The sequence below is a fragment of the Salinivibrio sp. ES.052 genome, assembly GCF_900141775.1.
Taxonomy (GTDB): domain Bacteria; phylum Pseudomonadota; class Gammaproteobacteria; order Enterobacterales; family Vibrionaceae; genus Salinivibrio.
The window spans coordinates 173,396-187,739 of sequence record NZ_FSRI01000002.1 but is presented as its reverse complement, the minus strand read 5'-3'; the positions used below and the strand labels follow the sequence as shown (position 1 = coordinate 187,739).

The 14,344-nt window shown below is 51.4% G+C and carries 12 protein-coding genes; 6 read left to right on the top strand and 6 right to left on the bottom strand.

What is annotated here, in order from left to right; translation table 11 throughout:
* Positions 1 to 26 precede the first annotated feature (26 nt).
* The 3 genes from ompR to BUQ98_RS10400 all read left to right on the top strand — a co-directional run bounded on the left by ompR (position 27) and on the right by BUQ98_RS10400 (position 2,568).
* Complete coding sequence (ompR, locus tag BUQ98_RS10410; protein WP_074213789.1) at positions 27 to 743, top strand: osmolarity response regulator transcription factor OmpR; 717 nt, start codon at positions 27 to 29, stop codon at positions 741 to 743.
* A 2-nt stretch (positions 744 to 745) separates the two neighbouring features.
* A complete protein-coding gene (gene envZ / locus BUQ98_RS10405) occupies positions 746 to 2,080 on the top strand; it encodes a two-component system sensor histidine kinase EnvZ (protein WP_074213788.1) in 1,335 nt (444 codons plus the stop codon).
* Positions 2,081 to 2,172: 92 nt separating this feature from the next.
* A complete protein-coding gene (locus BUQ98_RS10400) occupies positions 2,173 to 2,568 on the top strand; it encodes a GntR family transcriptional regulator (protein ID WP_074213787.1) in 396 nt (131 codons plus the stop codon).
* Here BUQ98_RS10400 and recG read toward each other — a convergent pair.
* From recG to gmk, 5 genes are all read right to left on the bottom strand, one after another.
* Complete coding sequence (recG, locus tag BUQ98_RS10395; protein WP_074213786.1) at positions 2,553 to 4,631, bottom strand: ATP-dependent DNA helicase RecG; 2,079 nt, start codon at positions 4,629 to 4,631, stop codon at positions 2,553 to 2,555. The genes BUQ98_RS10400 and recG overlap by 16 nt on opposite strands.
* A 35-nt stretch (positions 4,632 to 4,666) precedes the next feature.
* A complete protein-coding gene (trmH, locus tag BUQ98_RS10390; RefSeq protein ID WP_074213785.1) occupies positions 4,667 to 5,371 on the bottom strand; it encodes a tRNA (guanosine(18)-2'-O)-methyltransferase TrmH in 705 nt (234 codons plus the stop codon).
* Positions 5,372 to 5,452: 81 nt separating this feature from the next.
* A complete protein-coding gene (spoT, locus tag BUQ98_RS10385; RefSeq protein ID WP_074213784.1) occupies positions 5,453 to 7,552 on the bottom strand; it encodes a bifunctional GTP diphosphokinase/guanosine-3',5'-bis pyrophosphate 3'-pyrophosphohydrolase in 2,100 nt (699 codons plus the stop codon).
* 27 nt (positions 7,553 to 7,579) lie between these two features.
* On the bottom strand, positions 7,580 to 7,852 hold the full coding sequence (rpoZ, locus tag BUQ98_RS10380) for a DNA-directed RNA polymerase subunit omega (protein WP_074213783.1): 273 nt from the start codon (positions 7,850 to 7,852) through the stop codon (positions 7,580 to 7,582).
* 116 nt (positions 7,853 to 7,968) lie between these two features.
* Positions 7,969 to 8,592 carry a guanylate kinase gene (gmk, locus tag BUQ98_RS10375; RefSeq protein WP_074213782.1) on the bottom strand — a complete coding sequence of 208 codons (624 nt, stop codon included), beginning with the start codon at positions 8,590 to 8,592 and terminating at the stop codon, positions 7,969 to 7,971.
* 378 nt (positions 8,593 to 8,970) lie between these two features.
* Here gmk and BUQ98_RS10370 point away from each other — a divergent pair, with 378 nt between their 5' ends.
* Complete coding sequence (locus BUQ98_RS10370) at positions 8,971 to 9,888, top strand: phytanoyl-CoA dioxygenase family protein (RefSeq protein WP_074213781.1); 918 nt, start codon at positions 8,971 to 8,973, stop codon at positions 9,886 to 9,888.
* A 134-nt stretch (positions 9,889 to 10,022) separates the two neighbouring features.
* Positions 10,023 to 11,126 carry a glycerophosphodiester phosphodiesterase gene (locus tag BUQ98_RS10365; RefSeq protein ID WP_254813922.1) on the top strand — a complete coding sequence of 368 codons (1,104 nt, stop codon included), beginning with the start codon at positions 10,023 to 10,025 and terminating at the stop codon, positions 11,124 to 11,126.
* Positions 11,127 to 11,316: 190 nt separating this feature from the next.
* On the opposite strand, the gene BUQ98_RS10360 is transcribed toward BUQ98_RS10365, so the two are convergent.
* Positions 11,317 to 12,633: an MATE family efflux transporter gene (locus BUQ98_RS10360; RefSeq protein ID WP_074213780.1), complete on the bottom strand. Its 1,317-nt coding sequence runs from the start codon at positions 12,631 to 12,633 to the stop codon at positions 11,317 to 11,319.
* Positions 12,634 to 13,318: 685 nt separating this feature from the next.
* Between BUQ98_RS10360 and BUQ98_RS10355 the strand changes: the two genes are divergently transcribed.
* A complete protein-coding gene (locus BUQ98_RS10355) occupies positions 13,319 to 14,344 on the top strand; it encodes an ABC transporter permease (protein WP_074213779.1) in 1,026 nt (341 codons plus the stop codon).

Sequence of the window (14,344 nt, the reverse complement as noted above, 5' to 3'; positions counted from 1 at the left end):
GGCAGAAAAAGCATTGAGGGCTTAGCATGCAAGAGAACTATAAAATTCTAGTGGTGGATGATGATATGCGTCTGCGCTCGCTACTGGAACGCTACCTGACCGAGCAAGGTTTTCAGGTGCGCAGCGTAGCCAATGCCGAGCAAATGGACCGATTATTGGCCCGTGAAGCGTTTCATCTTATGGTTCTTGATTTGATGTTGCCGGGCGAAGATGGTTTGTCGATATGTCGTCGGCTTCGCCAAGCTAACAATCAGTTACCGATTTTAATGCTGACGGCAAAAGGCGATGAGATCGACCGGATTGTTGGGTTGGAAGTCGGTGCTGATGACTATCTGCCTAAGCCATTCAATCCGCGAGAGTTACTCGCACGGGTACGGGCGGTACTGCGTCGACAAACCGTAGAGGCACCAGGCGCACCGAGTGCCGACTCAACCACGGTCACTTTTGGTGAGTTCCGCCTTAACTTAGGCACCCGTGAGATGTTTCGCAATGATGAACCGATGACATTAACGTCTGGTGAATTTGCGGTACTCAAAGCCTTGGTGACCAATGCACGTGAGCCTTTGTCACGTGATAAATTGATGAACATGGCGCGTGGCCGGGAATACTCGGCGATGGAGCGTTCCATTGATGTGCAAATCTCCCGCCTGCGTCGCATGGTTGAGGAGGATCCGAGTAAACCGCGTTACATTCAAACCGTATGGGGGCTCGGCTATGTGTTTGTTCCGGATGGTGAGGTATAGCGATGCGAATGTCGCCGCGGACTAACTTTGCGCGTACCTTATTTATCTTGGCTGGCTTATTAATTGCCAGCCAAGTTTTTTCCTACCTGACCATTGTCAATTATGCGCTGCTCCCGAGTCTGCAACAGTTCAATAAAATCTTAGCGTTTGAAGTCCGCTTGATGCTCGAAGAAGACTGGTACCTTAAAGATGGGGAAGTGCTGCATTTGGGGGCCCCCGTACGTCGGCAATTGCTGGAGCAAATCGGTGTGACCTTGCATGCGCCTAACAGCGAACAAGCGTTGGCGTTCAAAGATGCAATGGAAATCAGTTACCTAAGTGAGCATATCAGCGAAGAGCTTGGAACGCAGACTGAAGTACGATTAGTCAGTGGTGAAGAAAGTTATGTGCTTTGGCTCAAATTTGATGCCATTGATGACTTTTTAATGCGTATTCCCCTCTCCGAACTGCATCAAGATGACTTTGCCCCTTTGTTTCAGTACAGCTTGGTGATTGCCTTGTTGGTGATTGCTGGAGGTTGGCTGTTTATCAAAATGCAAAACCGCCCCTTGGTGGCGTTGGAGCGGGCGGCACTCGATGTTGCGGATGGCCGTTTTCCTGATCCGGTCCCCCCGCAGGGAGCCTCGGAAATTCAGGCTGTCACGGTGGCGTTTAATAAGATGTCGGCAGGCATACGCAAACTGGAAGAAGATCGCGCCTTGCTGATGGCCGGAGTTAGCCATGATCTGCGCACCCCTCTGACACGTATCCGGCTTGCCACCGAAATGATGTCATCGGATGACGCCTATTTGGCCGACAGCATTACCGAGGATACCGAAGAATGTAACGAAATCATCAATCAGTTCATGGATTACTTACGTGCGGTGCAACAGCAAGATCCCGATCCGGTTGATTTAGCTAGTATCTGCCGTGATGTGGCAAGTAATCAGTATCCAATGGGCGTTGATATTGAGTTGGATTTAGGGGCGCTGCACGGGGATTTGTTTGCCAACTCGGTGGCCTTAAAGCGTGCGGTGACTAACCTGGTGGTCAACGCAGTGCGTTACGGCCATGGCTGGGTGCGACTGCGCTGCGGCAGCAATGCCGATCACACCTACCAGTGGGTGGAAGTGGAAGATAATGGTCCTGGCATTGACGCCAATCTCGAAAACTCGCTGTTTCAGCCTTTTACCCGTGGCGATACCGCGCGCGGTAGTGAGGGGACTGGCTTGGGGTTGGCGATTGTTAAACGGATTGTCGAGCAGCTGCATGGTGATATTCGCTTATCGTCGCGCACGGAAGGAGGACTTCGTATTCAACTGACGTTCCCCGTTAGCGGAAAGACGGGTAGTCGCTAATGTGCGCGCTCACACGTTTCTGGGTCACAGCGTCGCAGCCAAGGCAGCATTGTCCATACTGTCATAGAGACTCAATACACTGGATAGGATGAATGCGATTATCGTTAGACAGCAAGGACGCCACGCCGAAATTTCAGCAACTGATTGAGCAAATACAGCGTCATATTGCCAGTGGTACCTTGTATCCGGGGGCGAGATTACCTTCGGTACGTCAGCTGGCCCGTGAGCTTGGTATGAACCCCATGACGGTCTCGCGTAGCTATCAACAGCTTGCGGAAGAAGGTTGGTTAGAGCGTGTGCGTGGGATCGGGATGCAGGTGAGTGCAACCATACGCCCGGCAGAGCCTGAGCAGCGCTTGCAATACGTCGAAGGGGCGTTGGCGCATTTTGTTCAGGCCACCAGTGAAGCTGGGTACAGTAAGTCTGAAGCCATGGCACTGGTCATGACATATTGGGAGGCCTATAGTGATGATCAGGCGTTGGAATAATGGGTTTTATGGCCGAGCCAGCGGCGAATAATGGCCTCAGCATGTCGAGGGTAGTGCTGGTGTAAGTGAGTCGCCAGCTTTTGAACCTCCGGGATCAGTGCTTGATCTCTGACCAAGTCGGCAATTTTAAATTCGGCCAAGCCCGTTTGTCGGGTGCCCAATAGCTCCCCTGGTCCGCGAATATCGAGGTCGCGTTGGGCAATCACAAAGCCATCATTGCTGTCGCGCAGCACCCCAAGCCGCTGACTCGCGGTTTTAGATAAGGGGGCATGGTAAAGCAGCACACAATGACTGGCGACCGATCCACGGCCGACGCGGCCGCGTAGTTGGTGGAGTTGCGCCAGACCCAGCCGCTCCGGGTTTTCAATGATCATCAAGCTAGCATTAGGTACATCGACCCCGACTTCAATCACTGTGGTTGCCACCAATAATTGTAGCTCGCCTTGTTTAAAAGCGTCCATCACCGCTTGCTTGTCCGCCGCTTTCATTCGCCCGTGAACCAGACCAATTTCAAGATTGGGCAGGGCTTCTTTGAGTGCGGTGGCCGTGTCTTCAGCGGCTTGAGCTTCTAAGGCGTCGGACTCTTCAATCAAGGTGCATACCCAATACGCTTGTCGACCGGCTGCACAGGCGGCACTGACGCGAGCGATAATATCGTCACGGCGGGTGTCGGGGACGGCAACCGTTTGTATCGGTGTTCGTCCAGGCGGCAGTTCATCAATGACGGATGTTTCCAAGTCCGCATAGGCGGTCATCGCCAAGGTACGCGGGATCGGCGTGGCGGTCATGATCAGCTGGTGTGGATGTATGCCCTGCTGCTCGCCTTTTTCACGCAAGGCAAGCCGTTGGTGGACACCAAACCGGTGTTGTTCATCAATAATTACTAACGCCAAACTTTTAAAGTGAACACTGGCTTGGAATAACGCATGGGTACCGACCACCATTTGTGTTTTGCCGTCGGCAACTTGTGCTAGGGTGTCCTCGCGTGCTTTTCCTTTTAACTTGCCAGCCAGCCAACCGACTTGAATGCCTAGCGGTGTCAGCCATTGGGTAAAATTCGTGGCGTGTTGCTCAGCCAAGAGCTCGGTTGGCGCCATCAAGGCCACTTGATGGCCTTGCTCAATGGCTTGCAAGGCGGCGAGAACGGCCACCAAGGTCTTACCCGCGCCGACATCCCCTTGCACGAGTCGCATCATTGGAAATGGTTTGGCTAAATCGGCGCTGATCTCGCTCACCACTCGGGTTTGTGCGCCGGTGGGAGTGAAAGGCAGGTTATCTAAAAGACGCTGTCCCAGCGACTGACTGGGGACGAGCGCAAACCCTTTGACTTGCTGTGCCTGGTGGCGCACAGACAGCATCGACAGGTGCTGGGCAAGGAGCTCTTCAATGATTAAGCGCCGCTGGGCGGGATGTTGACCGGTTAATAGATCCTCTAGCGCGGTATCTGGCGGTGGGCGATGTAATAGGTGCAACGCCTCGCGCAATGAGAGTTGTCGATCGTACAAGCCCTCGGGCAGCAGCTCGTCGACACCACTTTTATCCAGCAACGCCAGCGATTGATCGGTCAGGCTGCGTAGGGTCGCTTGGCGTAGCCCCTCCGTGGTGGGATACACGGGGGTCAGGGTTTCTTCCATCACCAGCTCGGTAGGCTCGGAAAAAACCGTGTATTCAGGATGAATAATTTCTAACCCATGTTTGCCCCGTTTAAGCTCGCCGTAGGCTTTCACTTGTTTGCCTACTGCCAAGCTATTTTTCATTGCGGCGTTAAAGTTAAAAAAGCGCAAAGTGAGCGCGCCGTTGCCGTCGTGGACGCGGACGGTGAGCATGCGACGTCGGCCAAAGACGGTATCGTTATGGGTGATTTCACCCTCTATCGTGGCGTGCTGACCCGGCAGCAAGCTGGCGATTGGCCAAACGCGGGTGCGATCTTCGTAACGATACGGCAGATGAAATAACACGTCCTGCACCGTGTGCAGGCCAACTTTCGCTAATTTCTCAGCCATTTTGCTGCCAACACCACTAAGCGTGTCGACGGTTACCGCGCTAAGCATGGAAGATCGCATCAGTCTATTTATCCGTCCGTTTCAGCTCGTTCGCTTTATCGACGAGTGTGTTTGGCGGCCTGCATGTTTGCCCACCACGCTTCATCAGCGATAATTTGTCCGTTTTTATCCAGTGGCGGATAAGGCAGGCCTTTTTGTTTTGCTACGCGGGCGAGAACTGGGTGTCCGCGTTCAAATAATATTTGATGTACCTCATCGTCGGGCAAGCGGGTCTTATCTTGCTGATACATGCCCGCCGCTTGGCGTTGGCGCTGGGCTTCATACAAAATCAACGCACTGGCCACTGATACATTTAGCGACTGTACCATACCCACCATTGGAATGAGGATATCTTGGTCTGCTTTATCCAGCGCTTCGCGACTAATGCCTTGTTTTTCTTGACCTAAAACAATGGCCGTAGGGCGGGTGTAATCAATCTCGCGAAAATCGACCGCGGTCTCTGAGAGGTTGGTCACCAACACTTGCATCCCTTGTGCTTGCATGGCGTCGAAAGCCTCTGCCGTGGTGTCATGGGTGACCACATCAATCCAATTGCGTGAACCAGCAGAGGTGCCGCCGAGGGTACGCATTTTGGTGTCTTCGGGCCACACGGCATGCAGGCGATGGATGCCAACGGCATCGGCGGTGCGAATGATGGCTGAAATGTTGTTGGGCTTGTGAACTTGCTCCATACACACGGTGAGATCAGGTTGGCGCTTTGTCAGCACCTGGTGAATGCGTTCAAAGCGTTCAGGTGTCATGATGTAATTCCGTAAATGACAAGACGAAAGACAGATGCGCCCGCCAAAAGGCGGGCGACATAAAACAATGTATCGTTAGGATCAGTTTTTCTGACGGCTGACCTTCACCACATTTGGCATCACACGAAGTCGGCGCATAATGTTGGCTAGGTGCACTCTATCTTTTGTCGTTAATCGCACAAAGATGGTGTACAAGCGGCCATCACGCTCTTCGGTGGTTAGCCCTTGGATATTGGAGCCGGTTGATGCAATGGTATTGGTTAAATCCGCCAATGCGCCTTGATGATTCTGCATATCCACCCGCACTCGTGTGCTGAACTCTTGTTCAAAATCATCCGCCCATTCTACCGGCATATATTTGTCCGGCTCTTGGCGATGACCACGAATATTGGCACAGGTTTCACGGTGAATGACCAAGCCCTTACCGGGACTGACATGGGCAATAATCGGATCACCGGGAATGGGGCGACAGCAGTTGGCATAGGTGACCAAGATGCCATCGGCACCACGAATGGCCATTTTACCTTCTGTCGGTGCGGCTGGGTCTTTATCGAGTAAGCGTCGAGCAATTACCACACTCATTAACTCACCTAAGCCGATGGACGCTAATAGGTCATCGCTGGTTTTGAGCTTGAGATCACCTAGCACAGCACCAAGGCGTTCAGCGTCGATATCTGGTAGGTTTTTATCTCCAAGTGCATGGTTGAGTAGGCGACGACCTAAGGTCACCGACTCTTCACGACGCATGGTTTTTAGCACTTGGCGGATTTTTGTCCGAGCCCGAGCGGTCACCACATAGTTGAGCCATGCCGCATTAGGGCGTGCGCCCGGCGCGGTAATGATCTCGATCGTTTGACCATTTTTCAGTGGTTGGCTCAGTGGGTATGGCTGGCGATTAACCCGCGCACCGACACAGGTGTTGCCGACATCGGTGTGGACAGCATAGGCAAAATCGACCGCGGTGGCATCAACAGGCAGCTCGACAATCCGCCCTTTGGGCGTGAACACGTATAATTCGTCGGGGAACAGATCGGACTTAACACTTTCGATAAACTCAAACGAGCTCCCTGCACTTTGCTGCAGCTCGATAATATTTTGCATCCAGCGTTGAGCACGTTTTTGTGCCGTGGTACCTGATGGACGATCGGAACCGTTTTTATACGCCCAGTGTGCGGCCACCCCTTTATCCGCCATCTGATCCATGTCTTCGGTACGAATTTGCACTTCAACGGGCACGCCATGGGGGCCAATCATAGAGGTATGCAATGATTGATAGCCGTTGGCTTTGGGGACGGCAATATAGTCTTTGACGCGACTAGGTCGGGGCTTATACAGATTATGCATTTGCCCAAGAACGCGATAACAAGTGTCGAGATCACCCACAATGACGCGAAACGCATACAAGTCCATAATGGTATGGAAGCGTTGTTCCTTGTTTCTCATCTTGTTATAGATGGAATACAGGTTTTTTTCTCGCCCCAGCACACGCGCGTTAATCCCGGCATCTTCCAAACGACCTTCAATTTCCGCATGGATTTTTTGGATCATCTCTTTGCGGTTACCCCGTGCTTGCGCGATGACTTTTTTAAGGACGCGGTAGCGATTTGGGTAGAGGGCTTCAAAGCCCAGCTCCTCGAGCTCGACTTTAATATTATGAATACCCAAGCGGTGGGCGAGAGGGGCGAATATTTCTAGCGTTTCACGCGCAATGCGGCGCTTTTTATCTGGGCGTAATGCACCCAGTGTTCGCATATTATGGGTCCGATCACTGAGCTTGATCAGAATAACGCGGATGTCATGGGCCATCGCCATGACCATTTTACGGAAGTTCTCCGCTTGGGCTTCTTTACGATCGCGGAATTTGAGCTTATCAAGCTTGGATACCCCGTCGACCAGCTCGGCCACCACATCACCGAAGCGTTGCTGCAGATCATCCTTGGTCACTTCCGTGTCTTCAATCACGTCATGCAACAAGGCTGCCATCAGGGTTTCACAGTCCAAGCGCATTTCGGCTAGGATCCGTGCCACCGCAATGGGATGAATGATGTAAGGCTCGCCGGTCGAGCGTGTTTGCCCGTCGTGGGCATCCCGAGCCACCAAGTAAGCTTGCCGGAGTGCTTCAAGCTGTGACTCCGGCAAATACCGACTAGCGACTTCTTTCAGGCTATCAAATAGGTACAAACGGCCTGTCCCTGATAAATGACGCGTTTAACGTTGACCAGAAATGGTGCTCACCGCGGCCATTTCGGCGGCTTCTTGCTCTTGTTTTTCTTTGCGCTCACGGGCGTCGAGCACTTCTTTGTTGATCAGTCCTTCTTCAACTTCACGCAAAGAGATCACTGTGTACTTATCGTTTTCTTCTGCGACCAAAGCGTCTTTGCCACCTGTTTGTAGTTGGCGGGCGCGGCGAGCCGCAACCAGAACGAGATCGAAACGGTTACCAATTTTTTCAACGGCGTCTTGAACAGTTACGCGTGCCATGAAGGACTCCAGCTATGTAATAAACAGGTCATTAAAAATGACCGAAAAGTATACAAAAGGCCGCGACCTATTGCCAGCCTTGGCTGTTGCAATCCGGCCACGTCTTAATGTGGTGGTTAATCGGCCAGCAGTTCGTCGATCATTGCATGATATTTGCTGGCTTGTTTGGCTTGACCCATCCGCTCGGCACGGATAATGGCTTTAATATCCATTAATGCGACGTCAAAGTCATCATTAATAATCAGGTAATCATAATCAGCATAGTGAGAAATCTCCGAACGTGCTTCTTGCATGCGTTTGGCTATGACCTCATCACTGTCTTGGCCACGAGTGGTGAGACGACGCTCAAGCTCTTCTCGGCTCGGCGGCAAAATAAAAATACTCTTGCTGTTTGGCATTTGCTGGCGAATTTGCTCAGCGCCTTGCCAATCGATATCGAGAAAAATATCGACGCCATTATTGAGCATTTTTTCAATCCAGACGCGCGAGGTGCCGTAGTAATTGCCAAACACTTGTGCGTGCTCTAAAAACGCTTCTTGTGAAATCAGTGACTGAAATTCTTCTACCGAGACAAAATGATAATGCACGCCATCTTCTTCACCCGGACGCATGGCGCGCGTCGTGTGAGACACAGACACTTTCATGTCATAGCGAGGGTTATCATTCAGCAACGCTGAAATCAGACTGGATTTGCCCGCACCACTGGGGGCGGAAACAATATAAAGCGTACCTTGGCTCATGGATTGATCACTTTCACTGGCTGATGCCCATCCGCAGTATAGCGTACACGTACAGGCGTCGAACGACGAATAGATGTTTGTCTCCCGTGGGAGGCGTGCAGGTTAGCATGAACCGGCCGGAATTTGAACGAGATTAAGGGGAAAGTGCATGACCCTTATCCGCGTAAGAAAAATTTCCTCTATTTTACAAAGGTTCACTGTTCGATGTTGAGCTGGTAGGGTAGCTCGCAGTTATCCAAGAAGATGCATAGCACGCGTTGGGGGGTGATTTTTGATTAGCCTCCCACACCTGTGTTGTGTTCAATTCACGCCCCTTTAGGGCCTCAAACAGCGAGAAGATATCACCAAAAAACGAACGACATGAAGGAGGTGTCAATAATGGAAGGTACACCTGATTTGTATCCCTCACGCGTCAATGGACAAGAAACCTTATCTCCCCGCTTGGATCCTGTTGTTTACGGCAACGCTCAACCAAACATCCCGCATAGTTTGAGCCTGGACGCGTTAGATCACTTTGAGCGTCACGGCTTTCTGGTGATGGACAATTACCTGCCGGAAATGGTGGCACCGCTTAAACGCGAAATAACCCGTTTACGCGATGATATGGCCGGCTGTGAAGAGCTTTATACCGAGTCGGATAGCGACGAGTTGCGCACGATCTTTAAGCCGTTTGCTTATAGTGACCTCATTGATCGTTTCTCTCGTGATCCCCGCATTTTGAATAAAGTCCGGCAAATTTTGGGCTCGGACGCGTATTTGATGCAGTCGCGCATCAATATTAAGCCTGCGTTTAAAGGTCAGTCGTTTCCTTGGCATTCTGACTTCGAGACTTGGCACGTTGAGGATGGAATGCCACGGATGCGAGCAGTTACCGTTTGGCTGATGCTCACCGATAACACCGAGCACAATGGACCCTTGTATGTGATCCCAGGCTCGCACCATCACTATGCGTCTTGTGAAGGCAACACCCGCGAGAAGAATTATCAGCAATCACTGAAAAAGCAAAGGCTGGGTGTGCCCAAGCCGGAGACCATGGAGGCATTGTTAGAAGACAATGGCATTGCCTCTGTAACGGGACAAGCCGGTACATTGGTGTTCCATGATTGCAACTTAATGCATGGTTCACCGGATAATATTGCCAACGATCCACGCTCAATTTTAATGTTTGTTTATAACAGTGTGGAGAATAAAACAGGGAAGCCATATAGCGGTTTGCCACCGCGTCCCCACTATTTATCTAACCCTGATCATCGGCCTTTACAGGCGGTTGAGTCACTCTGGCCGTTGGCCTCGTAGCGAGATTGACGCCCACATGCTTGTGGGCGTTTTTAGTTTGTTTTCTCTTTAAATCAGGCTTTTGCTATGCTGTCTCGATAATTGAACAAGCATTCAATTATCTCGCCAATTTCAACGACATTAAGGAGTATCCGTTGAACACATCATCGAACGCGACCCTGAGCGTAACTGTTACTGCCCTGAGCGTGGCCAGTGCCCTATCTTTCTCTTCTTTTGCCCAAGCCAGTGACAGTGCGTTAAGTGAACAGCTTGGCATTGCCGATCACGCCGTGATTGCCCACCGTGGTGATTCCTACAATGCACCAGAATCTACCTTGCCGGCTTATCAGCTTGCCTGTGAAGTGGGTGCAGATTATCTCGAGCTTGATTTGCAACGTACTCAAGACGGCAAACTGATCGCCGTGCATGACGACAACCTTAAGCGCAACACCAATATTGAGACGGTCTATCCTGAGCGTGCTGACGATCCGGTCAACACCTTTACCTGGACAGAGCTGGAAAAACTGGATGCAGGCAGCTGGTATAACCAAGCGTACCCAGAGCGTGCGCGTGAAAGCTTCCGCGGTTTGAAGCTAGTGACGCTGGATCAGGTACGTGAAATTGCTGAAGACTGTGCGCACCAGCCAGGGCTTTATATTGAAACCAAGGTGCCTGAGTTCTTCCCGGGGATTGAGAAGGATTTGAAGCAAGACTTGACCGAGCATGGTTGGTTGGATGAGGACGCCAAAGGCAAAGTGATCCTGCAGACCTTTAATAAATCGAGCCTTGAAGCACTGCAAGATGTGATGCCGAATGTGCCAAAAATCTTGCTGCTATGGGCAGGCGATGGCTACATTCCGACCAAAGACAGCGCGCCGAAAGCGGATGATGAGTCTTACGCCCAGTACTACGCGCGTCAAGAAGTGGCCTCGAAAGCGGGCTACGCAGAATGGTTGGATTATGCCAGGGAGCACGGTGCCATCGGTGTGGGGCCATCGGGCACCCAAGCCAACTTTGATGATGCTTGGTCAAGCCAGTTTAGCTATATGGACTTGGCGAAGTCTTGGATGGTGGATATGAGCCATGAAAAAGGCTTGCTGATGCACATGTATACCTTGGACGATCGCGAAGATTTGATCCGTTACCGTGAGCGCGGCGTGGATGGTTTCTTTACCAACCGTCCTAACGTGGCAGTCACCGCCTTAACCGACAGTGACGGCAAGGACATTGAAGCGACCTTAACGCAACTGGGTTATTAACCCCGCGCGTTAACTGTATTTACCTTTTGAGCCCGCCTGTTATTAGCGGGCTTTTTTAGTTATGTGCATCGACTGGAGTCGCACGCAGACACGCCGTTAATCCATCCCTGGAGGCTCCGCCGCGCCATCCTTGGCGCGGAGGGTCTGCTAAGCGAATCCAGTCGATGATAGCAGTGAGTATCGACTCAGTTTAGCGGGGCTGGTGCGCCATCAGTTTAGCCAGCGTACGTCGGTACATGGTATAAGCCACTGCGCCCGCAAGGAGGTTACCGATTAAGGCGCCAGCAAACAGGCCAAACAGCTCGCCAATTTGTGCCCCCAGCCAGAGGCAGGGCAGGAAAAAAGCAAATAGACGGAGCGCAGAAATGGTCAGTGCGGTGTATGAGCGGCCTAATGCATTGGTAATCGACACCATCAACATACACACACCAAGCGCGCCAAGGCTAAAGGGGACCAGGGTAAGGTGGGTGTGCAAGATATCGGTGACTTGTTGATCACTGGTCATCAAGTCCGCTAAGGGAGCGGCGGCAAGCCAAGTGACCACGGCGATCAGAAGTTGAGAGCCAAGAATGAATTGGCATGCGAGTTTCACCAAGTGCTTTACTTCGGTTAAATCGCCTTTACCCAGCAAGCGGCCCACCATGGGGGGCATCGACATGGTTAGCGCCAGCACCGAGACAATCGCGAAAAACTCAAAACGCGAGCCCAGTGCCCAGGCGGCCACCGCGGCTGAGCCAAAACTGGCGAGCAATTTGGTGGCGAGCATGGATGACACGGGTGGCAGCAGCTGGCTGATCATCGCTGGCCCCATAATGTGGGCAATCGAGCCCACACTTTGCTTGATGTCTACGTCATGCCAGTCAAAAGCGATCCAACCTTTGCCGAACACGCGAGGCGCGACAATGGCGATGCCAGAGCCAAACGCAATCAAGGTGGCGACGGCGGCACCATTGAGTCCCCAATCAAGCCAAAAGATAAACACCGGGTCGAGGGCGAGGTTTAATAAGCTGGTGACCACCATCATGGAGCCGGGTAGCATGGTGTTCCCGTTGGCGCGTGCCAAGCTATAAAAAAAGTACAGCACCGCGCCTGCCCAAGCACTGACTAACCAAATTGGCCAATAGCTATCAATCACCGGAAAGACATTGTCCGGTGCATCGAGCAACATCAAGATCGGATGGCGCAAGGCATAAAGCAAGCCGGCAAACAAAGCAACGCCTGTGGTGCCAATAAATAAAATCAGGCCGCCTAATTGTTTGGCATAGCGACACTGGTCTGCCCCAAGCGCCCGAGAGATAACAGCGGTCGTGGCAATCCCGAGTCCAACTTGCAGCCCAATAATGATCATCTGAATCGGCAAGGTAAAGCCTTGTGCGGCGAGCGGGAGTACACCCAGCTGACCAATGAATGCACTGTCAACGAGCTGAAAACTCATCAGTGACAGCACCCCGAACAGCATGGGCAGGGTGGTAGAAAACAGGCGTTTGGCGCGAGAAGCAGACTCCATCAGGCACTCTTTGCTTAATAGGATGAAAAAAAGCCGAGCAGGGAGAGGCTCGGCATGACCCAACCAATTGTAGAGGATTGCTAAAAATTACCAACCCCTAATAAATGCGGGTATTCCGTGCTTGAAGGAATCAGCATGATCTTGGCGGCTGGGTGGTGATAAAGCGCTCAACCGCAAACAACGATGAGTGCTAGTGATTAATGCTGGTTATTTGAGGTTACTGCCGGACAAGTCACTATCTATTACGCGATGAGCCTGATGAATGGATATGGACATGCGCATTTAAGTCGGAGGTTTCTGTCTTTTAAACAAGGCAGGCATAGTGGTGGGGTATTAATGAGAGAAGACATTGCTGGATATGATAGATAGATTAAATGTCAGTTTTATTGCATTTTAAACCAAACTTTTTTGACTATTGAGTGAAATATTTATTGCTTTTGGTGATAAGTAAGTTAGCACAACGCGGTAAAATGTACGGGGTGATGTTCATCGTCTTGTAGCAAAAAAATCACTTCTGACAGGTTGTTATCGTTGATTGTGACCAAGATTCAAGATAAATATAGACCACTTTATGTAAGTGTGTAATACGTAGTGTTGCTTTCAGTGCTTAGGATGGCCAAGAGAGCACAACGGCAGGCGCAGTGGTCTGCAAAAATATCAGACAGTGGACAGGGAGTAGTGGACTATGCTGTCGTACTTTTTACGCCGGTTATTGTTGGTGGTGCCGACGTTTCTTGGCGTTACCATTTTGATCTTTGGTATCACCCGCCTCGTGCCCGGGGGGCCCGTCGAGCGGATGATGACGCAAATGCAGGCACAGGCCGATGGAGGCTCGAGCTTGCAGCGAGCTGGCGATAGCTCAGCGTTATCAGACGATCAGATTGCTGAACTCAAGGCATTTTACGGCCTCGATAAACCCGTACTCGAGGCCTATGTGGATTGGCTCGGCAAACTGGCCAACTTGGACTTGGGCGAGTCGACCCGCTACTACGAGCCGGTCACCGATATGATTGCCGAGCGTCTGCCCGTCTCGCTGTTTTACGGCGGGATGACCTTCTTTATCAGTTATTTTATTTCTCTTCCGCTTGGTTATTACAAAGCCCTCAAACACGGTTCGGTGTTTGACTCCTCTTCCTCTGTGCTGATCTTTATTGGGTTTGCCTTACCCGGCTATGTGGTGGGGGTATTGCTGATCACCTTGTTTAGCTATCACCTCGAATGGTTCCCGATGGGGGGCTTTGTGGGGGACGCTTACTACGACGCCACCAGTTTTTGGGAGCGCGCCAAAGATGTGATGTGGCATGCGGTACTGCCGCTGATTTGTTATCTGATTGGTGACTTCGCTACTTTGACCATGACGATGAAAAACAACCTGATGGAAAATTTATCTGCCGATTATATCCGTACTGCCATCGCCAAAGGATTACCGTTCCGCTCGGCAGTACGCAAGCACGCGCTGCGCAACAGCTTAATTCCGATAGCTAGCCATTTTGGCAACTCTCTATTGTTCTTTATGACTGGCGCGTTTTTGATTGAAGTGATTTTTAATATCAACGGCATTGGCTTGCTTGGCTATGAGTCCATTATGGAGCGCGATTATCCGGTGGTAATGGGCATTGTCGCCATCAATGCGCTTTTACTGCTGGCCGGCAACATTATCTCTGATATCTGTGTTGCTATGGTTGACCCTCGCGTGAAGTTTGGATCTTGA

Excerpts from the sequence above, each read along its gene's own strand:
- BUQ98_RS10400 (WP_074213787.1), top strand. The coding sequence starts at position 2,173 with ATGCGATTATCGTTAGACAGCAAGGACGCCACGCCGAAATTTCAGCAA.
- ompR (WP_074213789.1), top strand. The coding sequence starts at position 27 with ATGCAAGAGAACTATAAAATTCTAGTGGTGGATGATGATATGCGTCTG.
- envZ (WP_074213788.1), top strand. The coding sequence starts at position 746 with ATGCGAATGTCGCCGCGGACTAACTTTGCGCGTACCTTATTTATCTTG.
- trmH (WP_074213785.1), bottom strand. The coding sequence starts at position 5,371 with ATGACACCTGAACGCTTTGAACGCATTCACCAGGTGCTGACAAAGCGC.
- recG (WP_074213786.1), bottom strand. The coding sequence starts at position 4,631 with ATGCGATCTTCCATGCTTAGCGCGGTAACCGTCGACACGCTTAGTGGT.
- rpoZ (WP_074213783.1), bottom strand. The coding sequence starts at position 7,852 with ATGGCACGCGTAACTGTTCAAGACGCCGTTGAAAAAATTGGTAACCGT.
- BUQ98_RS10355 (WP_074213779.1), top strand. The coding sequence starts at position 13,319 with ATGCTGTCGTACTTTTTACGCCGGTTATTGTTGGTGGTGCCGACGTTT.
- gmk (WP_074213782.1), bottom strand. The coding sequence starts at position 8,592 with ATGAGCCAAGGTACGCTTTATATTGTTTCCGCCCCCAGTGGTGCGGGC.
- BUQ98_RS10360 (WP_074213780.1), bottom strand. The coding sequence starts at position 12,633 with ATGGAGTCTGCTTCTCGCGCCAAACGCCTGTTTTCTACCACCCTGCCC.
- BUQ98_RS10370 (WP_074213781.1), top strand. The coding sequence starts at position 8,971 with ATGGAAGGTACACCTGATTTGTATCCCTCACGCGTCAATGGACAAGAA.